Here is a 20,879-nt window from a genome sequence, read left to right on the forward strand (position 1 = left end):
GCTCGACGCCACCTGCCCCGGCCCCCGGCCACCTTAAGCCGCGGGCCGCCGGGCCCGGCGCAGGAACGGTGCCTCGATGACGTAGTACGACAGCAGGGCCAGCAGGACGGTCAGCACCGCCGTGGCCGGCAGGAGTCCGTCCCGCATGCCGAGGGAGGCCAGCAGCCGTACGACCGGGTAGTGCCACAGGTAGATGCCGTAGCTCAGGTTGCGGCCCACCCAGGTCAGCGGCGTGAGCGAGAGCAGCCGGGAGAGTCCTTCGCCGGGGCGCAGTTCGAGCGCCGCGACCAAGGTGGTGGACAGGGCGGCCACCAGCAGGAACCCGACGGTGTACCAGCCGACCGTCCACGGGCCGGCGTCGGCGGTCACCGGCATCCGCCAGGCCACCAGCGCCAGCAGGCCCAGCGCCGGCCAGGCCAGCCGGCCCGCCCAGGTGCGCAGCACGGCCAGCCGGGGGTCGTCGGCGCGCAGCCGCGCCAGGACCACGGCGAGGAGGGCGCCGGCCAGCAGCTGGTCGGCGCGGGTGTCGGTGCCGTTGTAGATGCGGTGGGCCGCGTCCGGGTGCCACAGGACGCAGCGCCACAGCACGGGCAGCGCGCACAGGGCCGCCGTGCAGAGCAGCACCGTGCGCGCCCGGGCGTACCGCAGCAGCACCAGCAGCACGGGCGGCCAGAGCAGGTAGAACTGCTCCTCCACGCCCAGCGACCAGGTGTGCGCGAGCGGCCCCATCAGGTCGTCGTACGGCCCGGGATCCGCGGCCCGTACGACGTTGGCCAGGAAGAGCGCCGACAGGCCCGCCGCCGGCAGGGAGCCGTCGAAGCCCCACAGCGAGGTGGTCACCGACAGGGCCGCGCAGACCGCGCACAGGGCCAGCAGCGCGGGGACGAGCCGCAGCCAGCGCCGCCGGTAGAAGGGGAGCAGGGCGATGCCGCCGGTGCGGGCGTGCTCGGCGAGCAGCAGCCGGGTGATGACGAAGCCGCTGAGGGTGAAGAAGACGTCCACGGCGATCGAGCCGCCCGGCAGCACGTCCGGTGCCACGTGGTAGGCGAGCACCAGGGCGACCGCCACCGTCCGCAGCCCGTCCAGGCCGCTCACCCGTCCGCCGCGCGCCGCCGCGGACGGGAAGCCCCGCCCTCGCGGCGGGGCGGGTCTGCCGGAGCCGTGGGGCTCCGCTCTTCCCGTGTCGAGTCCTGAGTCCTCCGCTGTCGCCGAGCCCGCTTCCTGAGCCATGAACGAGATCGCTTCCCGTCTGCCGACTGCATGGGGGTGACCCGGTGCGCCTGTCCCGAAACCGCGGACGCATGCCTCCGCGCGCCCGCCCGGGCGGCCCGGTCACCCGGGTGGGGGCTACGATCCGGGCATGGCGCTGAGCGTTCGGGACGTGGATCGGTTCGAGGCCTTCCGGCCGCGGCTGGAGGCCATCGGCTACCGCCTCCTCGGCTCCGCGAGCGAGGCCGAGGACGCCGTGCAGGAGACGTTCCTGCGCTGGCAGGCCGCCGACACCGGCCGCATCGAGGTCCCCGAGGCCTGGCTGACGAAGGTGCTCACCAACCTGTGCCTCAACCAGCTCGCCTCGGCCCGCGCCCGGCGCGAGACCTACGTGGGCGAGTGGCTCCCCGAGCCGCTGCTGGCCGGCGACCGGATGCTCGGCCCCGCCGACACCGCCGAACAGCGCGAGTCGGTCTCGTACGCCGTCCTCACCCTGCTGGAACGCCTCACCCCCAACGAGCGGGCGGTGTACGTGCTGCGGGAGGCCTTCGACTACCCGCACCGGGAGATCGCCGCGATCCTCGACCTCACCGAGGCCGCCAGCCAGCAGATCCTCCACCGGGCCAAGAAGCACGTCGCCGAGGGCAAGGCGCGCACCGAGATCGACGAGGCCGCCGCCCGGCGGGTCGTCGACGAGTTCCTCGCGGCCGCCACCAGCGGCCGGACCGAGCCGCTCGTCCGGCTGCTCACCCAGGACGCCGTCTCGATCGGCGACGGCGGCGGGAAGGTCCCGGCCCGCGCCAAGGCGTTCGAGGGCGCGCTCGCGGTCGCGACGTTCATGCGCGGCCTGTTCAAGCCGGCCAAGGCCAAGCGCGACATCGTGGGCGGTTCGCCCGGCCTGCACGCCACGACCGCCAACGGCGACCCCGCCCTCGTGGCGGTCCTCGACGGCCGGGTCGTCGGCATCATGTGCTTCGAGGTCACCCCCGAGGGCATCACCGCGATCCGCAACCAGGTCAACCCCGACAAGCTGGAGCGCGCGACCCGGCTCTGGGCGGCCGCCGACCACGGAGACCCCCTGCTCACCGTCTTCTGACCCGCGTGTGACGCGCGACACATCCCGCTCCTGTCAGGAAACGGCGGGCCGCCCGGTTCAAGGGGCGACCCGCCGAAGAGCCGACGACAGGAGCAGGGAAATGCAGCACCGCATCATCGTCCTCGGAGCCGGATACGCCGGAGCCGTCGCCGCCGGCCGCCTGGCCAGGCGGCTGCGCCGCGAGGACGTCGCCATCACCCTCGTCAACGCCGAGCCCGACTTCGTCGAGCGCGTCCGGATGCACCAGCTCGCGGTGGGCCAGGAGCTCAGGCCCCGTCCCTTCAGCGAGATGTTCGCGGGCACCGGCGTGGAACTGCGGCAGGCGAGGGTGACCGGCGTGGACGTCGGCCGCAGGACCGTCACCGTCACCGTCACCGACGGCGGCGGCGGAACGGACCAACTGGTGTACGACACCCTCGTGTACGCCCTCGGCAGTGGCTGGAACCACCAGGACGTCCCCGGCGCCGCCGAGCACGCCCACGAGATCGCCGGCCGTCCCGGGGCCCTCCGCCTGCGCGAACGCCTGGCCGGTCTGGGCGCGGGGGAGTCCGTGGTCGTGGTCGGCGGCGGACTCACCGGACTGGAGGCGGCGACGGAGATCGCCGAGGCCCGCCCGGACCTCGACGTCTCCCTCGCGGCCCGCGGCGAGCTCGGCGACTGGCTCTCCGCCAAGGGCCGCCGGCACCTGCGGAAGGTCTTCGACAAGCTCGGCATCACCGTGCACGAGCAGGCGTCCGTCACCGCCGTCGCGGCCGACCGGGTCACCACCGCCGACGGCCGCTCCCTCCCGGCCGCGGTCACCCTGTGGACCACCGGCTTCGCCGTCCACCCGATCGCGCGGGCGACCGCCCTGGAGACCACCGGCACGGGCCAGATCGTGGTCGACGGCACCATGCGTTCGGTCTCCCACCCGGACGTGTACGCCATCGGCGACGCGGCCATGGTGAGGGGTCCCGGCGACAAGCCGCTGCGGATGTCCTGCGCCTCGGGCACCCCCACCGCCTGGCAGGCCGCCGACTCCATCGCGGCCCGCCTGACCGGCGGCAAGCTCCCGAACGCGCCGCTGCGCTACTTCAACCAGTGCATCTCGCTGGGTCGCAAGGAGGGCCTGATCCAGTACGTCACCGCCGACGACCGCGCCGTCGACGCGGCCCTGACCGGACGCCTCGCCGCCCGCTACAAGGAGCTGGTCTGCAAGGCCGCGGCCTGGGGCGTGGCCAACCCGACCCTCGGCATCCCGACCCGCGCCCGCGGCGTGCTCCGCGAGCCGGCCGCCCCGGACCCGACGGCCAGGGCCGCGGCCTGACGCGCACCCGGCCGCGCGCGTGGGACGCCCCGTGCGGAAGCCCGCTGACGTGGGCGGCGACGACAACGCGGCGCCGCCCGGGCCGGCACATCGGTGTCCGCCTCCCGGACACCGGCTGCCCGGGCTCGCGGAGCGGGTTCGCGCCGCCGGCGGACGCGTGCCGCCCTGGAACCGGCCGCGGGGCCCGCGCCTCACGTCCGGGCAGGGAACCCCGGTCATGACGGCGCTCACGTACGAGGCCCGTCCGGACGCCCACGCGCGGTGGAGCACCGTGCGCGGGAGCCGCCCGCGCCCACGTGGTCAGCTCGGACCGGCACCGGCACCGTGGGACGCCTCGCCCGCGGCACGTCGGTACTCGGCGTTGATGCGCTGGGCTTCCTCGAGCTGGTCCTCGAGGATGACGATGCGGCAGGCCGCCTCGATCGGGGTCCCCCTGTCGACGAGCTCGCGGGCGCGGGCGGCGATCCGCAGCTGGTAGCGGGAGTACCGGCGGTGTCCGCCCTCCGAGCGCAGCGGAGTGATCAGGCGGGCCTCACCGATGGCCCGGAGGAAGCCGGGGGTGGTACCGAGCATTTCGGCGGCCCGGCCCATGGTGTACGCGGGGTAGTCGTCGTCGTCCAGACGATCGCTGAGTGGAGTGTCTGCTGGCATGTCACCTCGTTGTACAACGCGTCGAGGGGCCCTGGTGCCGTACGGCACCAGGGCCCCGAAGGAAATTGAACACCATCGGTCGGCCCTCATGCTGTGCCGACCTTCTGTTTCCGCTACCCGGCCCGGTGGGGGCGGGGGTGCGGGGATCGCGGTTGCGTGACCAAAGACCACCATCCGTTCCGGGGTCCTGCGGTACCCGGACCGAAAGCTTCTCGGTGCCGGGCGATCCTGATGGCGTCTGCTCCTCCGTCCTTTCCTCCGGACCAACCACTTGATGAACGGGTGCTGCGGTACTGCTACCCGCCAGTTCGTGTCTGCCGGGTCTTGCTCGACCGTGTCAACAAGAAGAAGACTAACCACACTGCGCCGCAATGTCTACTCTGACAAAGATAGATTTTGGCGCGCTGGTGCCGCAGATACCCTGTGGTCAGCGACGGCGGGGAACATGTCGTCGTGGACGGCGAGGCGGCGGAACGACGACGAGGGCCCTGCCGACGCGCGTCGGCAGGGCCCTCGTGTCTCCTGGTGGCGGTCTTCCGCCTGTCCTCACACCTCCCGGAAGGGGGTGCCCCCGGCGGTGCCGGTGCGTCCGGAGCGGGGTGCGGCCTCGGGGGAGGGAGTGCCTCCGAGGCGCCGCGTCCGAGCGGGTGTCATGGGTGCCTCCTGCCGACGGGGGTGGACGTGCGATCGTTGCGACTCTAGGCGGCCGGGCCGAAGTCGGGCCGCCGCTGTGTCCTGCGGCCCCCTTCACCGGCGGGCCGGCCCTGGCCGGCGCGGCCCCGGCGGCCCCGGCGGCTCCGGGAGGGGGAGGACGCGCCGCGGGGACGTTCCACCGCCGGCGCGGCGATGACGACCGGGACGCCGGAAGGGGCCTGGGCGCCCGTGATGCGGCTCAGCTCCGCCTCGCCCGACCGGACCTGGGTGACCCGGGGGGTGATGCCCGCCGAAGCCATCAGCCGGTTCATGTCGCGGCGCTGGTCGGGGGTCACCAGGGTGACGACGCTGCCGGACTCCCCGGCGCGGGCCGTACGGCCGCCGCGGTGCAGGTAGTCCTTGTGGTCGGTGGGCGGGTCCACGTTGACGACCAGGTCGAGGTTGTCGACGTGGATGCCGCGCGCCGCGACGTTGGTCGCCACCAGCACCGTCACGTCCCCGCTCTTGAACTGGGCCAGGGTCCGCGTGCGCTGCGGCTGGGTCTTGCCGCCGTGCAGGGCCGCGGCGCGGACACCGCTGCTCAGGAGGTGCTTGGTCAGCCGGTTCACCGCGTGCTTGGTGTCGAGGAACATGATCACCCGGCCGTCCCGCGCCGCGATCTCGGTGGTCGTCCGGTGCTTGTCCTCGTCGTGCACGTGGAGTATGTGGTGCTCCATCGTGGTGACGGCGCCCGCCGACGGGTCGACGGAGTGGACCACCGGGTCCGTCAGGTAGCGGCGGACCAGGCGGTCGACGTTGCGGTCCAGGGTGGCCGAGAAGAGCATCCGCTGCCCGTCGGGGCGCACCTGGTCGAGCAGGGCGGTGACCTGGGGCATGAAGCCCATGTCGGTCATCTGGTCGGCCTCGTCGAGGACCGTGATGCCGACGTCGTCCAGCAGGCAGTCGCCCCGGTCGATCAGGTCCTTGAGCCGTCCGGGCGTCGCGACGACGACTTCGGCCCCGGCGCGCAGCGCACCGGCCTGCCGGCCGATGGACATCCCGCCGACGACGGTGGCCGGCCGCAGGCCCACGGAGCGGGCGTACGGGGTGAGCGCGTCGGTGACCTGCTGGGCGAGCTCGCGGGTGGGGACGAGGACGAGGGCGAGCGGCCGCCGCGGCTCGGCCCGCTGTCCCGCCGTCCGGGCCAGTACCGCGAGACCGAAGGCGAGGGTCTTGCCCGAGCCCGTGCGGCCCCGGCCGAGTACGTCACGGCCGGCCAGGGAGTTCGGCAGCGTCGCCGCCTGGATCGGGAACGGCACGGTCACGCCTTCGCGGCCGAGCGTGTCCAGCAGCCGGGCGGGCATGTCGAGATCGGCGAACGACTCGACGGCGGGCAGCGCGGGCGTGATCGTCTTCGGCGGCGCGAACTCGCCCTGTACGGGCCGTCCGGCCGGTCGGTTTCCCTGACCCTTGGAACGACGCGGACCACCGGAGCGAGAGGCGCCGGAGCGGGGGGCGCCGGAGCGGGGCGCGCCGGAGTCTCCTCCGGAACGGTCATAGGTGCGGGACGTGCGGGCACGCTTCATGCGGAACCTTCCTTGATGAGGCACGTACCAAGGAATTCCCGCAGCACATGAGCGGCGCAGAGAATCTCGAGACGAGCCGGATTCGATGGGGGCGGCATCGGGCCGACGGAAAGAACGTCACCGGTCGGTGAAGTGGTGGAGCCTTTCCGCCGTGCGCCCTGAAATGCAGCGAGCCGGGGCCCGCACCCCAGAGGTGCGGGCCCCAGCTGCGAAGTACGCGTCGCCGCCGGTGTCAGGCGGAAACGATGTTCTCGGCCGTCGGGCCCTTCTGGCCCTGCGCGATGTCGAACGACACCTTCTGGCCTTCCTGCAGCTCGCGGAAGCCCTGGGCGGCGATGTTCGAGTAGTGGGCGAAGACGTCGGGGCCGCCGCCGTCCTGCTCGATGAAGCCGAAGCCCTTTTCCGCGTTGAACCACTTCACGGTGCCGGTAGCCATGTCATTTCTCCTTCGGAGGCGGTATCGGGAATTCACCTTGTGTGAATTCCGTGTCGCCGTGATGATTAACCCGTCGGAAATGAACCTTCTGGCAACCACACCTGCAACTGGTAACGACAGTAGCACGGTGCGATCGGCCCTGCGTGGCCGATAATTTCGATCCGGTCGGCGGTCGGGGAATACGTGCCGTGCCCCGCACCTGTTTCTCATGTCGCGGACACAGATATTGCTCTCCGTGAAGCGCTGGCTTCCCGCCGTGCGCCTCCGCCCGCACCCCTGTGACCTCCGCCGACGACGGAGGTGCCGCCGTCGGCGGCATCGGCGGAGCGCCCGACGGCGAACGCGCCGAATCCCCACTGCCGCGACGAAGGTCACATCCGCCGCGCCGGTGCGACGGCCGGGACCACGGTCACCGCGAAGACGCGCGGGGCGGGCGCGTCTCGGTGCGGACGGTGCACACGTCCCGAAAGGGCGACCAGGGGCTTCCGTGTCGTGGCGAATTCTTGTTGAACTCTAAATATCCCCCTATGGGGAGAGGTTGTGAAGACCGGCGCGTGCGCCCCTGACCGCCGGACAGCCCCGGAGGCCATGGGCGCCGTGGTGAACCACCGCCGCATCGTCGACGGGCGCCACGCCCTCGACCCCGCCCGGTGGCGCGCCGCCGACTGGGAGTACCGGGCCCTCGGCCGCCCGTGACGGGGCGGTCGTGACGGGGCGGTGCGGGAGAGCGGGCGCACCGGCCCCGGCGGCCGGTCGCGGGGTTCAGCGCACCGGGAAGCCGAAGGAGTAGCCCTGCTCCTTGAGCCAGGGCAGGACGCGGCCCAGGGCCTCGACGGTCTGGGCGCGGTCGCCTCCCGCGTCGTGGAAGAGGACCGTCGGCCCGCCTGAGATCTCCCGCTGGACGGTGGCGACGATGGCGTCGGCGCCCGGCTGCTCGAAGTCCTTGGTGTCCACGTTCCAGCCCAGCGGGCGCATGCCCCGGGAGGCGGCCAGTTCGCGGCTGTAGGGGGTGAAGGCCCCGCCGGGTGCCCGGTAGTACATCGACCGTACGCCCCCGGACGCCTCGATGATCATGCGTTCGGCGTCGAGGATCTCCTTCTTCTGGTAGGCCTCGGGCTTCTTGTCCATCGTGACGTCGTGCGACACCGTGTGGTTGCACAGCCGGTGCCCGGCCGCGACGATCTCCTTCACGAGGCCCGGATGGGCCTGCGCCTGGATCCCCGTCACGCAGAACGTGGCCTTCACCCCGTACTCCTCCAGCAGGTCGAGCACCTGGGGGGTCCACGCGGGGTCGGGACCGTCGTCGATGGTGATGTTGACGCCGCGCGCCCCCTGGTCCGAGGCGTGCACGATGCTCTTGTCGACCGGCTCGGCGGCACCGCCCGGCGTGGCGGGCGCGGTCGCCTTCGGTGACGGGTCGCCCACCACGTCGGCCTGCGCGGTCCACACCGAGGCACCGACGGCGAGCACCGTCACCCCGAGCGCCGCCCCGACCAGCTTGCCGTACCAGCCGCGCCCGCCACCGTGCCGTGCCATGTCCGCCCCGCCCTCACGTAGTCGCTGTCTTCCCCCGGCCGTCCCGGCCACCCGACAAGACGGGGGACGGTGTCCACGGGATGCGTCCGTTACCGATCACGGACAATGCCGGGGGAGTTCGCGGACAACTCGACGGGCGGCGGGCCCGGGGAGGTGCTCGGACCAGGTCCGGCCGGATCCGCCACGGGTGCGCGGCCGCGGTCCCGGTGCCGTCGGCGAGGACGCCGACCACGCGGTGGTGAACCGGCGAGGCGCAGGCGGTCGTGGCGGACGCGCGCGTGGCGGCGGAGGTGAGCAGGCCGCCCGCGGTGGCGAGCAGCGGTATCGGTCGTGCGGCGGTCGTGCGGCGCTCGTGCGGTTGTGCGGAGGCGACGGCCCGGCGGGGAAAAGTCGCCGTTCCGGTGCCCTTTTCACCTCGGCCGGCCGACGGGGCCACCACCATCGAGACACCAGGATCTCCGCACCCCATCAGTGAATTATCGATTCGGCTTCGTTTCTTTTTTCTCATCCGTCCCGGGTGAATCTGTCGTCCGGCAAGAAAAGTCCGAGCAAGTCGAATTCACGTCAAGCGGCCCGATCAGCGCTTTTTGGACTTTGTTTCCCGGAGGAAGCGGGAAACCGTTTCTCCATCTCTACGATCGCAAGCTATGACCGACATTCCACGGGAAAACTCCGCCACCCGTGCGCGCTGGCAGACCTGTCTCCGACTTGCCCGCGAACTCCTCCTCGTCGGCCCGGACGACAAGGACCTCAAGCTCGACTACCTCCACACCCTGATCGACACGGGCCACCTCGGCCCCACCCACCACCCGCGCAAGAGGATCCTGATCGTCGGCGCCGGCATCACCGGCCTCGTCACCGCCCGTCTGCTCAAGGACGCCGGCCACGACGTCACCGTCCTCGAGGCCAACACCGGCCGCGTCGGCGGACGCATCAAGACCTTCCGCGCCACCGAGCACGACCAGCCCTTCGCCGATCCCGCCCAGTACGCCGAGGCGGGCGCCATGCGGCTGCCCGACTTCCACCCGCTCGTCCTCGCCCTCGTCGACAAGCTCGGGCTCGGCCGCCGCCAGTTCTACAACGTGGACGTGGACCCCTCCACCGGCAGCGGCCCCGACGTCCCCGTCCCCCCGGTCACCTACACCTCCTTCACCGGCCGGACCTGGACCTACGGCGACGACAGCCCCGACTTCCGCGAACCCGACAAGCGCGGCAACTCCTGGATCCGCGCCAACCGCGTCCAGGTGCGACGGTCCGACTACGCCACCGGTCCCGAACGGATCAACGAGGAATTCCACCTCACCGACGACGAGGTCCGCTCCCCCGTCGTGAAAATGGTCGACGACGCGCTGGAGAGCGTCCGCGACTACTACTCCGACGTCGTCGACGGAAAACGCGTCGACAAACCCTTCGCCGAGTGGATCGAGGGCTGGGCCCGGGTCATCCGGGACTTCGACGGCTACTCGATGGGCGGCTTCCTGCGCGACCACGCCGGACTCAGCGACGAGGCGGTCGAGGCCGTCGGAACGCTGGAGAACATGTCCTCCCGGCTGCACCTCTCCTTCTTCCACAGCTTCCTCAGCCGCAGCGACATCAACCCCGGCGTCCGCTACTGGGAGATCCCCGGCGGCAGTTGGCGCCTGCCGGACGCCCTCCACCAGGGCCTGCTCGACGAGGTGCGGCTCGGCCACCGCATGATCCGCCTCGAATACCACGATCCCAGCCGCGACGCCGACCCCGAGGGCACCGGCGCCGTCGGTCCCGACGGCTGGGGCGTGGCCGTGCAGACCGTCGCCGAGGACGACCCCCAGGCACCGCCGCGGCTGTGGACCGCGGACCTGGCGATCGTCACCGTCCCGTTCTCCGCGCTGCGCTTCGTGGAGATCGTCCCCTCGATGTCGTACAAGAAGCGCCGCGCGATCATCGAGACGCACTACGACCAGGCCACCAAGGTGCTGCTGGAGTTCAGCCACCGGTGGTGGGAGTTCACCGAGGAAGACTGGCGCGACGAGCTGGAGGACATCGCGCCGGGCCTGTACGCGTACTACCGGCACGGCGGCGACGCGGACACCGCGCCCCGCGTCACCCTTCCCGACCCGGCCGCCGGCCTGCTCGGCGCCGCGGTCAAGGACAACGGCGTCACCGAGGAGATGCGGCGGATCGACAGCACCCTGCCGCTGCGCGGCCCCGCCGTCCGCCCCGCCACCCACTGCTTCGGCGGGGGCTCCGCCGCCGACAACCCCAACCGGTTCATGTACTACCCCTCGCACCGGGTCGAGGGCAGCACCGGCGGCGTCGTCCTCGCCTCGTACTGCTGGTCCGACGACGCCGCCCGCTGGGACTCCATGCCCGACGCCGAGCGCTACGTCTACGCCCTGCGCAACCTCCAGGCCCTGCACGGCCGCCGCATCGAGGTGTTCTTCACCGGCCGGGGCGCCACCCAGAGCTGGGCCCGCGACCCGTACGCCTTCGGCGAGGCCGCCATCTACACCGCCCACCAGATGACCAGCTTCCACCTGGACGTCTCCCGGCCCGAGGGCCCCGTGCACTTCGCCGGGGAGCACACCTCCCTCAAGCACGCCTGGATCGAGGGAGCCCTGGAGAGCGCCGTCCGCGCCGCCGTCGCCGTCCACCGGGCCGCGCCGGTCACCACCCCGGGCCCGGACCGGGAGGAGCACACGTCGTGATCGCTTTCGACCCCGGGTGCACGGTCGCCCGCTACCTCGCCCTGCGCCTGGCCGAGCTGGGCATCACCCACCTCTTCGGCGTCCCCGGCAACCACCTCGGCCCGTTCCTGACCGCCCTGCGCGCCGAGGGCGACATCGAGTGGGTCGGCACCCCCACCGAGGGCGGTGCCGGACAGGCCGCCGACGCCTACGCCCGCATCCACGGCATCGGCGCCGCCGCCGTCACCTACAGCGTCGGCGCGTTCAACCTGCTCAACGCCTGCGGCGGCGCCTACGTCGAGCAGGTCCCGCTCGTCGCCGTCAACGCCTCCCCGCCCTACGAGCAGTGGCAGAACCAGCGCGCCCTCGGCCTGCTCACCTCCCACATGAGCCCGCGCACGGAGAGCAACCTGGACGTCTACCGGCAGGTCACCGTGGACGCGCAGGCCATCTCCCACCCGGGCCTCGCCCCCGGCCAGATCGACGCCGCGCTCACCGCCTGCCTGACCGAACGCCGGCCGGTCTACCTGGAGGTCATGGAGGACCTGTGGGACGAGCCCTGTCCCGCACCCGAGGCGCCGATCGTCCCCCGCGAACGGCCGCTCGGCGCCCGCGGCCGCACGATGCTGGACAACGCCGTCCACGCGATCCTCACCCTGATCGAGGAGCACCCGGGACCGGACGGCAGGCCCCGCCCGATCGTGTGGGCCGGCGAGGAGACCGACCGGTTCCGCCTCGGCGGGCAGCTCACCGACCTGGTGGAGGCCACCGGGGTGCCGTACTGCACCACCGTCGGCGCCAAGGCCGTCCTCGACGAGGACCAGCCGCAGTTCCACGGCGTCTACAACGGCCACGCCAGCCACCCGGACGTGCACCGGATCTTCAAGGAGTGGGCCACCTGCCGGATCGGACTCGGCGCCTGGTCCACGTCGAAGAACCTCGGCGGCGAGCAGTCCGTCGGCACCGACTGGGTGATGGCCGCGCACGGCGGCGTCAGCGTCGGCACCTCCTACTTCCCCGACGTCCAGCTCGAGCACCTGCTGCCCGCCCTCCAGGACGCGCTGGTCAAGGCCTACGGCTCCGGCGGGCTGACCGCCGACTACTACGCCGAGGCCCACGCCCACGCCCGCGCCCACCACGGAGTGCCCGGACAGCACCCCGTCACCCTGGAGCACCACCGGGCCGCACTCAGCCTCCCCGGCTCGCCGTCCCGCACGCCCGAACACCTCACCTACGACGGCGTGTTCGACCGGATCAACCACTTCCTGGGCGAGGAGACCCGGGAGGACTGGACGGTCGTCTCCGACGCCGCGTTCTCCCTCATCGGCTCGATGAACCTGTCACTGCCCGCGGGCGGGTTCCTGTCCCAGGTCAGCTGGCTGTCCATCGGCTGGTCGGTCGGCGCGGCCACCGGCGCCGCGCTCGCCCCCGAACGCGCGCCCGCCCGTCCGATGGTGTTCGTCGGCGACGGCGCCTTCCAGGAGACCTGCCAGGAGATCTCCACCCACACCCGGCTCGGGCTGCGGTCGGTGGTGTTCGTCATGGACAACGGGCACTTCTACGGCATCGAGCAGATGCTGGTCCACCCGTCCTACTACGCCGGCCCCGACCACCCGGAGCCGGACTTCTACAACGTCCTCCACCCGTGGCACCACGACCGCCTCGCCGCCGTCTTCGCCGGCGAGGACACCCCGGCGCACGGGGTCCGGGTCACGGACACCGCCGAACTGGACGCCCTGCTGACCCGTCTCACCGACCCCGCCGACCCGGTCAACGCCGGACCGCTGCTGGTCCGTGTCCGCCTGCACCGGCACGACTACCCGCGGGCGATGGCGTACAAGGTGCCGAAGCCCGGCACGACCGCCTGACGGGCCGCCGGCCCGCCGGGGAGCACGAGGACACGACTCGTATCCGAAAGGGGCACGACATGGCTGAACTCAACGTGCTGATCGCGTTCGACGCGGCCACGATCGTCGAGCGGAACCCGAGCGCGTCGCGGAACCCCGACGCGCCGACCTACGCCGACGAGAGCCTGATCTACATGACGACGCGCCAGGACCACATCATCGGCACGTCGGGCGCCGAGCTGAACCTCCGGGCCGAACCCGGGGACAGCGTCAAGTGGCGGGAGACGACGCTGTCGCTCGGCAGCGACTACAAGGCACTCCTGTACCGGTACGTGAGCAGCGACAACGACCACGTGCTCATCAGGACCCCGGAGATCGAGGTCGTCGACGGCGTCTACCCGATGCCGCAGGAGGGGAGCGAGGGCACGCCGGCGTTCACGACCCAGGAGTACGAGGACCACTACTGGCGGACGACGGTCAAGCGGACCGGCAAGGTCGTCTACCACTTCTACTTCCAGATCCTGGACCGCCACCGCAACCTGCAGGGGTACTTCCAGTGGGACCCCTTCATCACCATCGAGCGCCCCTGAGGACCTGACGCCCCCGGGGGCCGGGGGCGACGCCGGGGCGGCGGCCGACGCTCAGCGGAAGCCGTCCCGCCCCGGCGGTCGCCGTTCGCCGGGACACGGCCGGGGCCCGGCCCCGGGGTGTCCGCGGCCGGACCCCCCCCGGGGCCGGTGCTCAGACGACGGCCCGGTACCCCTTCCAGCCCGTCGCGATCTTCGTGCGGCCGCCGAACGAGCCCTTGCCGTCACCGCTGTTGCGGTACAGGTTGCCGTTGGTGTCGCGCGAGACGAGGTCCGTCCTGCCGTCGCCGGTGATGTCGCCGACCGCGACGACGGCGTTGTAGGAGGCGCCCCAGTTCGAGAAGACCTTCACACGGGCCTTGAACGTGCCCTTGCCGGTGCCGGTGTACCGGTACAGGTTGTTCGACTTGTCCTGGGCGAGCAGGTCGCCGATGCCGTCGCCGTCGAGGTCACCGGCCCCGACGACCTTCTTGTACGTCTTCCAGTTGTCGTAGAGCTTCGCGCGCGCCGACAGCTTGCCCGTGCTGGTGCCCTTGTACAGGTAGACCGTGCCGGTGGAGGCGTTCCGGGCGATCAGGTCCGGGCGGCCGTCACCGCTCACGTCACCCGGCGCGGTCAGCACGTCGTACTGGTTCCATCCGGAGGTGCCGAGCGAGGTGTACGGCGTCGCGGGCGTCGCCGCCTTGCCGCAGGCCGGGCGGTGTGCGCGCAGGGCGCCGCTGCTCAGCCGGACCAGCACGTCGTTGCAGCGGTCGCCGTCGAGGTCGCCGAACGGCACGAACGTCGCGGTGGTGGGCCAGCCGGTGCCGGAGACCTTGGCGCCCAGCGTGCCCGTACCGGTGCCGCGCTGGACGGTGAGGGTGCCGGAGGAGTTGAGGGTCAGGACGTCACCGATCCCGTCCTTGCCCGCGTGATCGCGCGGTGCCGCCGCTCCGGCCGTCACCGCGACGCTGCCGGAGAGGCTGAGGGCGGCGCCCTGGCCGTCGGCGGGCTGGGCGGTGAGCGTCCAGGTGTAGGTGCCGTTGGTGACCGGGCGGCCCGCGGAGTTCTTGCCGTCCCAGGCGGCCGTGAGCAGACCACGGGCCTCGGAGCCGGACAGGGTGCGTACGGTGGCGCCGGACGCCTTGTGGCGGACGGTCACCTTCCAGGACGCGGCGGGCTTCGACAGCCACCAGGTGCCGGACCAGCTCGCGGCCCCGGACGTGACCGTGGAGTCGATGGCCGACAGGGCGGACGCCGGAACGCCGGTCGGCACGAGGTGGACGCGCTGCTCGCGGTCGGCATAGGCGACGCCGCCACCGAAGCGGTCCACCGTCCAGTTCAGGCCGACCCTGAGGCTGTCCCGGCCGATGTCGGTCCAGTCGGCCAGCTTGCGGCTCGGCAGTTCCGTGTGGTCGCCGCCGGCCGGCAGCCCGTTGTGCAGGTCGATGAGGTTCAGCCCGCTGCCCGACTGGGTGCCGCCGACCCGCTCGACGAGATAGCCGTCCCCGAGGAGGACCCTGCTCGCCGGGGCGGTGGCGGTGCGCTTGGCCGTACGGTCGTAGACGCCCGAGCCCTGCACGGTGCCCCAGGCGTCCACACAGGTCCAGTACACCCAGCGGCCCACGGCCTGGAGGTCGGAGGGGGTGCAGCCGTTGCGGGTGGTGAAGGACTCCACGGCGGTGCCGGACGGGAGCCGGGTGGCCGTGACCTTCCCTCCCGTGGCCGCGCCGCTCCACAGCGTGTTGCCCCAGACGGCCGCGGCGACCCGCTCCCGGTTCTGCAGGACCTTGCCCGCCGAACCGCCGGCGAACTCACCGACGTACTGCCGGCCGGAGGAGGCGCCGTCGACGATCGCGTACCGTCCGGAGAGGTCCTCGAGCTGCGGGGCGGAGTCGCCCGTGTCGAGGGTCGGGCCCCAGTTCCCGGCGCCGTTGGCGCGCAGCATGGTCAGGCCGGACTCGGTGGAGTCGCGGCGGCCGTGGTGGCCGGTGCCGTCGGCGAACATCCGGATGCAGTGGCCGGTACCGGCGGTGCAGTTGCCGTCCGACCCGCTGACCAGCCCGTCCACCGTGCTCCTGGCCACGCCCGGGGTGCCGCCCGTGGTGAACCAGGTGCTGCGGTAGGCGCCGATGACGGTGTTCGGCTCGTAGAGCGTGCTGTTGTCGGCCGTGGTGAGGATGCCGCTGCCGAGCGAGAGCCCGTTGATCCGCGCGGGCATCGGCTGTACGGCGGTCACCCGGTCACGGGTGACGGAACCGTCGGCGCCCCGGGCCACGCGGTACACGCCCCAGTCGAGGTCGCCCTGTCCGACGTACCGTTCCGCCCCGGCCACGAGGACGGAGCCGTCCGGTGCCTGGACGATCCGCTGGGCGGCCGGGTCCATGACCTCGGTCATGTCGGTGTCCGTGCCGTCGGTCGTGAGGGCCCACAGCGGCTGGCCCCGGTACTTGTTGTCGCCGGGCGACACCGGCTCGACGCCGAGCAGCGCGTCGCCGACGATCCCGTAGGCGGCCTGGTGGCTCAGGGAGCCGGTGTCGAAGGTGCGGGGTGCCGCGGTCAGGTCGTCACGGTCGTACAGGTCGGCCTTGGCGCGCCCGCCGCGCAGCCGCAGCACCGAGTCGGGGCCCAGCCGGAAGCCGGTCACCTCCCAGCCGTCGTCGGGGGAGACCCGGTCGGGCAGCGGGCTGAACACGCCGGTGGACAGGTCGACGACGCCCCAGTGGCCCCAGCCGTCCTCGCCGGTTTCGTAGCGCAGGACGACGGACCGGGCGTCGCCGTCCTCGACGACGACGTTGCCCGCGCCGTCCGGCAGCCCGGTCACGGGCGTCCGTCCGACCCCGCCCCCGTCCTGGACCCGCCACAGCTGGTAGGCGTTCGGGTTTCCGCTGACACCGCTGGTGCTGGTGAGGACGGTGGAGCCGAAGGTGCCCCGGTAGGTGTGGTACTCGGGCACCGGCACCACGGCGGTGCCGCCGGAAGTGCCCGCGCCCTGGAGGAGGGTGACCCGGGAGTCCTCCTCCGAGTGGAGGGCGACGGTGTCGGACCCGTCGCCGTAGTAGCCGGGCTGGAAGGAGGCGGACTCCTGGAAGTAACCGCTGTCGATGTCGTACTGGACCGGGACGTCCAGCCGCTGCTCCAGCGCGGTTGTGGTTCCGGTGGCGTAGTCGGTCCACAGGAGCCGGTCGTCGCCCTCCTGGGCCCAGAGGAAGCCGCTGGTGCCCGCGTTGAGGATCTGTGTGGCCCTGGGAATGGCGCGCGGGGCGGCGGGCAGCACGGAATCGGCGGCCGACTGCGGCGCGGCCGCCGCCGGGTGCGGCACGGCGACGAGCGGGAGGCCGAGGGCCAGCGCCGTCGCCAGGACGGCCGCGGTACGTGCCGCCGGCGGACCGGGGTGTGCTGGACGGGAACCGAGAACGGGTCTGCGGCCGTGTCGGCCGGGTCGGATCACCATTCCTCCTGGAAGGCAAGAAGAAGGCATGGCGGGACGTGGCGACGCCCTGGTGTCCCCCGGCCCCCCGACCGCTCCCCCCCACGCGCGTGAAGGGGAGCCTAACAGCATGCTCATGACCGTCTGTCGCGGTTTTCCGTCCGGGAACGTGCCGCACCGAGCGGCGGTCGCGCGGCGCTTCCCGGTGCGCCCGGCACCGGCGGAGACCCCTGGCCGGCACCGTTCGGTGTGTCCGCGGCGAGCTGTGACGGGTCCAGGACCCACGCCTGCTCACCGGCCGGGAACGGGCCCGTGGGAGACGGGTACGGCACGCCGGCCGGCCGTTGAGGTCCGGTCACCCCTTCGGTTCAGTCGCGCTGCCGGCCGGTGGGCGTCCGCCGGGTCTCGCCGCGTACGGAAGGGACCGACAGCTGTTCGGGTACGTGGTCGGGGCACTTCGGGTTGTGGCAGGGACCGGCGGTCCATACGGGGACGTAGACCCCCATCGTCTTGTGCCGTTCCAGGGCGGCGTTCACGGGGTGTCCGCACGAGCGGCACACGTGCTCGGCCCGGGACGGCGTCGGCTGCTCTTTCGCCTTGGACATAACGCAACGTTACCGCTCTTTTGGTTGCTTTTGGGTTTCCCTTGGTGATCGGACCCGGTCACCGCTCCCGGGTACGGCCCTCGGGCGGACCGGCGTCGGCCGCCGGCGGCGCGTCCTCGTGGCCGGTGGGCGGGGGCCGCAGCAGGCTGAGGGCGATGGAGACGCTCAGGACGGTGGCGATGACGGCGAGGCTGAGCGGAGAGGGGATCTCGGGCACGGCGGGGCTGACGATCTCGTGGGACGCCTGGAGGACGAGCTTGACGCCGATGAAGGCGAGGATGAGCGCCAGGCCCTTGCTCAGGTACTGGAACCGGTCCAGCAGGCCCGCGAGCATGAAGTAGAGGGCGCGCAGACCCAGGATGGCGAAGGCGTTGCTGGTGTAGACGATGAAGGCGTCGCTGCTGACGGCCAGGACGGCGGGCACGCTGTCGACGGCGAAGACGAGGTCGGCGGCCTCGATCGCGACGACGACGGCGAGCAGCGGGGTGGCGACGCGCCTGCCGGCCTCCTTGACGAAGAAATGGGCCCCGGCGTAGTCGTCCCGCACGGGGACGACCTTGCGGAGCAGGCGTACGGCGATGCTCCTGCCGGGGTCGAAGCTGTCTTCCTCCTCCTTGAGGATCTTGTAGGTGCTGTAGAAGAGGACGGCGGCGAAGGCGAACAGGACGGCGGTGAAGCGGCTGACCACGGCGACGCCAGCGGCGAGGAAGACGCCCCGGAAGACCAGGGCGCCGAGGACGCCGAGGAACAGGACGTGGTGCTGGTAGGCGCGCGGGACCCGGAAGTAGCCGAAGATCAGCGCGAAGACGAAGAGGTTGTCGACCGAGAGGCTCTTCTCCAGCAGCCACGCGGTGGTGTACTCCACTCCGGCGGTCGTCCCGACCACGAGGAAGACCACGGCGCCGAAGGTGACCGCCAGTCCCACCCAGACCCCGCTCCAGGCGGCGGCCTCCCGGAACCCGATGACGTGGGCCTGCCGGTGCGCGAGCAGATCGACCGTCAGGGACACCAGTACGGTGACGGCGAAGACCATCCACAGCCACAGCGGAACGTCGTGCACGGGTCCGGCCCTTCGAGCGTGGTCGACCGGCGGTCTCCCTCCGAGTCTGGTGCATGGGGCGGCGGGTGTCTCCTCGGCGCACCCCCCGGCACCGCGCCAGGCCGGCCTCCTGGTCATGTCCCCGCTCCTGCTGGCGGAACTCGACCACGTCGCCACGCGCGAACTCGGACGCGAAGCCGCCGTCAGCGCGGTCGACGACCTCCGCCGCTGGATGAGCCGGGGCCGGGTCGTCATGCCGGAGATCACGGAGGACCACCTGGGCGCCGCCCAGTCCGTCCGGGTCCGCCACGGCGCGCTGGACCTGGACCTGGCCGATGCCGTGAACGTGGCGCTGGCCGCCGACTACGACACCGACGCGATCCTCACCCTGGACCGCCGTGACTTCCGTGCCGTACGCCCTCTGGGCCGGCACAAGGCGTTTCGGGTCCTGCCCGACGACCTGACGCTGTGACGAGGGGCTCCGGGACCGCGGTGCTCCGGCGCGGGGAGAGACCGGGGGAGGGGCATGGCGACCGCACAGGGCGGTGCTCACCGTCTCCTTCTCCTTCTCGGGGCTGGTGCCGACCGCCTCGGCGTGACGCGGCTCGTCGGTCACGTGTCTCACCGCGGTCGGTCGCCGTGCGCTGCTCCGGACCCGGTCCGGGCCCGCTCCGGCGGAAAGGCCGGTGCGGGCGTCCCGTCCCCACGGAGCCCGCACCGGCTGTCCCTGCCCGCCCCGCCCGGCCCGCCCGCGGGGCACGACTACGCGCGCAGGGCGTGCACCGGCGGTTCGGAGTCGAAGGTCCGGCCCACGCCGGTGAGTCGGATGACCGTGTCCGTGTCCGCGCCGGACACGACGGGGGACGGCGGACCGGTCATCGGCGGACCGCTCACCACCCGATCACCACCTGGTCGCCGGGCTTCAGGGCGGCACCGGACGACGGGGTGACCTCCACCTGACCGTCCGCGGAGAGCCCGGCCTCGACGGCGGCGTCCACCACCTCGCCGCCGCACACGACCTGCACCCGGGCCTTCCCGCCTGCGGACGTGTGCAGCGCGGCGAGGGGCACCGCCAGCACCTCGCCCTCCGACGAGCCCACCTCGATGGTGACCTTCGCGGATTCGGCGGCGTTCTTTGCCGGCGTCCCCGCCGGCACGGAGATCCGCACCGGTACGGGAGCCGAGGCGCCGTCGCTCCCGCCGTCCGAGGTCTCCCGCTGCTTGCCGGCGTCGGCCGGGTCGTCCTTCGGCACGTCGTCGCCGAGTGCCACCACGTCGCCGTCCGCCGTGACGGCCGGCCCCGGGACCGGCGCCGGTCATACGGGCGGTCCGGTGACGAGGTCACCGTTCTCGTCGTAGGGCCAGGCGTTGGCGACGCAGCCGTGCAGGCCCTTGATCTGCTGCATCATCACGGGGGCCGGTCGCCCGGCGCCCCCGCAGGTCACGTGCGAATGACCGAGGAAGTGCCCCACCTCGTGGTTGATGATCAGCGCCCGGTAGTCATGGATCGGCCCGTCGAAGTTGGGCGAGCCCTTGACCCAGCGCTTGAGGTTCACCACCACCCCTCCGGGAACCTCGCAGTTGTACTCGCCTCCGGTGTCCTGCTGGATGCCCGCCCAGCACAGGGCGTCCGCCGTCGCCGGTGTCGCGATCCTTATCGTGATGTCGTGCGGCGATCCCGCGCCCACCAGCTGGAACGCGTTGTCCGGGTCGTGGGTCCAGCCCCGCGGGGCGGCGAGTATCTCGGCGATCTCGTTCGCCGCCTGGGACGGCGAGACGTCGAGGCCGGTCTCGACCTGCACGACGTAGCGCACCGGGCGGGAACCGCTGCCCACCGTCTCCCCACTGGCCTGCGCGGTGACGAACGTCCCGCTGCCCGTCGGGGGGACGTCGATCTCGGTCCGGCTCGCGGAGGGAGAGGGGGAGGGGGAGGAGGAAGGGGAGGCGGAGGGGGTCGGTGTGGGAGTGGGGGTGACGTGCGTGCTCCGCGGGTGCGGCGCACCGCTCGACGCGTCGCTCCGCCCGCCTCCCAGGAGGTACGCCGTCGAACCCAGCAGGCCGACGGCCACCAGCAGGCCGATCAGCAGGCTCCGGCCCCGGCGGCGCGGCCGTCCCCGGCGATGGGCGGACCGGCGTCGGCGACCGGCTCGGTGACCGGCGCGGTGACCGGCCGCGGTGCTGCCGGTGGCGGGTGCGGACTGCCGCTCTCGTGCCGAATGCATGGCAGCTCAATCTGGTGATCCCAGATGATCCCCATGAGCCGGCGCTGTCAC

The 20,879-nt window shown here is 72.4% G+C and carries 17 protein-coding genes; 7 read left to right on the top strand and 10 right to left on the bottom strand.

The features are described 5' to 3' along the window. Nucleotides 1-33: 33 nt before the first annotated feature. Nucleotides 34-1,095: an acyltransferase gene (locus AB0A94_RS18460; protein ID WP_361745484.1), complete on the bottom strand. Its 1,062-nt coding sequence runs from the start codon at nucleotides 1,093-1,095 to the stop codon at nucleotides 34-36. A gap of 265 nt (nucleotides 1,096-1,360) precedes the next feature. Here AB0A94_RS18460 and sigJ point away from each other — a divergent pair, with 265 nt between their 5' ends. Together sigJ and AB0A94_RS18470 are read left to right on the top strand one after the other, a co-directional pair. After that, nucleotides 1,361-2,305 (top strand): RNA polymerase sigma factor SigJ, encoded by a 945-nt coding sequence (gene sigJ, locus AB0A94_RS18465; protein WP_361745486.1) that lies wholly within the window; start codon nucleotides 1,361-1,363, stop codon nucleotides 2,303-2,305. Between the two features lie 100 nt (nucleotides 2,306-2,405). Continuing rightward, nucleotides 2,406-3,611: an FAD-dependent oxidoreductase gene (locus tag AB0A94_RS18470; protein ID WP_361745488.1), complete on the top strand. Its 1,206-nt coding sequence runs from the start codon at nucleotides 2,406-2,408 to the stop codon at nucleotides 3,609-3,611. Nucleotides 3,612-3,911: 300 nt separating this feature from the next. On the opposite strand, the gene AB0A94_RS18475 is transcribed toward AB0A94_RS18470, so the two are convergent. From AB0A94_RS18475 to AB0A94_RS18485, 3 genes are all read right to left on the bottom strand, one after another. Then, on the bottom strand, nucleotides 3,912-4,262 hold the full coding sequence (locus AB0A94_RS18475; protein WP_361745490.1) for a MerR family transcriptional regulator: 351 nt from the start codon (nucleotides 4,260-4,262) through the stop codon (nucleotides 3,912-3,914). Between the two features lie 698 nt (nucleotides 4,263-4,960). Further along, nucleotides 4,961-6,481 (bottom strand): DEAD/DEAH box helicase, encoded by a 1,521-nt coding sequence (locus tag AB0A94_RS18480; protein WP_361745492.1) that lies wholly within the window; start codon nucleotides 6,479-6,481, stop codon nucleotides 4,961-4,963. A 232-nt stretch (nucleotides 6,482-6,713) separates the two neighbouring features. Beyond that, nucleotides 6,714-6,917 carry a cold-shock protein gene (locus AB0A94_RS18485; protein WP_123453305.1) on the bottom strand — a complete coding sequence of 68 codons (204 nt, stop codon included), beginning with the start codon at nucleotides 6,915-6,917 and terminating at the stop codon, nucleotides 6,714-6,716. A 540-nt stretch (nucleotides 6,918-7,457) separates the two neighbouring features. On the opposite strand from AB0A94_RS18485, the gene AB0A94_RS18490 reads away from it, so the two are divergent. Next, a complete protein-coding gene (locus AB0A94_RS18490; protein ID WP_361745576.1) occupies nucleotides 7,458-7,613 on the top strand; it encodes a hypothetical protein in 156 nt (51 codons plus the stop codon). 66 nt (nucleotides 7,614-7,679) lie between these two features. Here AB0A94_RS18490 and AB0A94_RS18495 read toward each other — a convergent pair whose 3' ends face one another. Further along, nucleotides 7,680-8,453 (bottom strand): polysaccharide deacetylase family protein, encoded by a 774-nt coding sequence (locus tag AB0A94_RS18495; protein ID WP_361745494.1) that lies wholly within the window; start codon nucleotides 8,451-8,453, stop codon nucleotides 7,680-7,682. 647 nt (nucleotides 8,454-9,100) lie between these two features. Here AB0A94_RS18495 and AB0A94_RS18500 point away from each other — a divergent pair. The 3 genes from AB0A94_RS18500 to AB0A94_RS18510 are packed head-to-tail and all read left to right on the top strand — an operon-like array spanning nucleotide 9,101 to nucleotide 13,556. Further along, complete coding sequence (locus tag AB0A94_RS18500; protein WP_361745496.1) at nucleotides 9,101-11,140, top strand: FAD-dependent oxidoreductase; 2,040 nt, start codon at nucleotides 9,101-9,103, stop codon at nucleotides 11,138-11,140. After that, nucleotides 11,137-12,987: a thiamine pyrophosphate-binding protein gene (locus tag AB0A94_RS18505; protein ID WP_361745497.1), complete on the top strand. Its 1,851-nt coding sequence runs from the start codon at nucleotides 11,137-11,139 to the stop codon at nucleotides 12,985-12,987. The genes AB0A94_RS18500 and AB0A94_RS18505 overlap by 4 nt, the downstream gene beginning before the upstream one ends. Nucleotides 12,988-13,046: 59 nt before the next feature. Then, nucleotides 13,047-13,556, top strand: coding sequence for an inclusion body family protein (locus tag AB0A94_RS18510; protein WP_217127261.1), 510 nt, complete (start codon nucleotides 13,047-13,049; stop codon nucleotides 13,554-13,556). A 151-nt stretch (nucleotides 13,557-13,707) separates the two neighbouring features. Here the strand turns inward: AB0A94_RS18510 and AB0A94_RS18515 are convergent, their stop codons facing one another. The 3 genes from AB0A94_RS18515 to AB0A94_RS18525 form a co-directional block, all read right to left on the bottom strand. Beyond that, on the bottom strand, nucleotides 13,708-16,986 hold the full coding sequence (locus AB0A94_RS18515; RefSeq protein ID WP_361745499.1) for an FG-GAP-like repeat-containing protein: 3,279 nt from the start codon (nucleotides 16,984-16,986) through the stop codon (nucleotides 13,708-13,710). A 344-nt stretch (nucleotides 16,987-17,330) separates the two neighbouring features. Further along, nucleotides 17,331-17,567: a hypothetical protein gene (locus AB0A94_RS18520; protein WP_361745501.1), complete on the bottom strand. Its 237-nt coding sequence runs from the start codon at nucleotides 17,565-17,567 to the stop codon at nucleotides 17,331-17,333. 58 nt (nucleotides 17,568-17,625) lie between these two features. Continuing rightward, the gene (locus AB0A94_RS18525; protein WP_361745503.1) at nucleotides 17,626-18,627 is read right to left on the bottom strand and encodes a TerC family protein; all 1,002 of its coding nucleotides are present in this window, start codon (nucleotides 18,625-18,627) and stop codon (nucleotides 17,626-17,628) included. Nucleotides 18,628-18,742: 115 nt separating this feature from the next. Here AB0A94_RS18525 and AB0A94_RS18530 point away from each other — a divergent pair, with 115 nt between their 5' ends. Beyond that, the gene (locus tag AB0A94_RS18530) at nucleotides 18,743-19,078 is read left to right on the top strand and encodes a PIN domain-containing protein (protein ID WP_361745505.1); all 336 of its coding nucleotides are present in this window, start codon (nucleotides 18,743-18,745) and stop codon (nucleotides 19,076-19,078) included. Nucleotides 19,079-19,496: 418 nt separating this feature from the next. Here the strand turns inward: AB0A94_RS18530 and AB0A94_RS18535 are convergent, their stop codons facing one another. Further along, nucleotides 19,497-19,880, bottom strand: a complete 384-nt coding sequence (locus AB0A94_RS18535; protein ID WP_361745507.1) for a hypothetical protein — start codon at nucleotides 19,878-19,880, stop codon at nucleotides 19,497-19,499. 42 nt (nucleotides 19,881-19,922) lie between these two features. Then, nucleotides 19,923-20,828, bottom strand: coding sequence for a DUF3152 domain-containing protein (locus AB0A94_RS18540; protein WP_361745509.1), 906 nt, complete (start codon nucleotides 20,826-20,828; stop codon nucleotides 19,923-19,925). Between the last annotated feature and the right edge of the window lie 51 nt (nucleotides 20,829-20,879).

The sequence above is a fragment of the Streptomyces sp. NPDC044984 genome (assembly GCF_040646935.1).
In the GTDB taxonomy this organism is placed as follows: Bacteria; Actinomycetota; Actinomycetes; order Streptomycetales; family Streptomycetaceae; genus Streptomyces.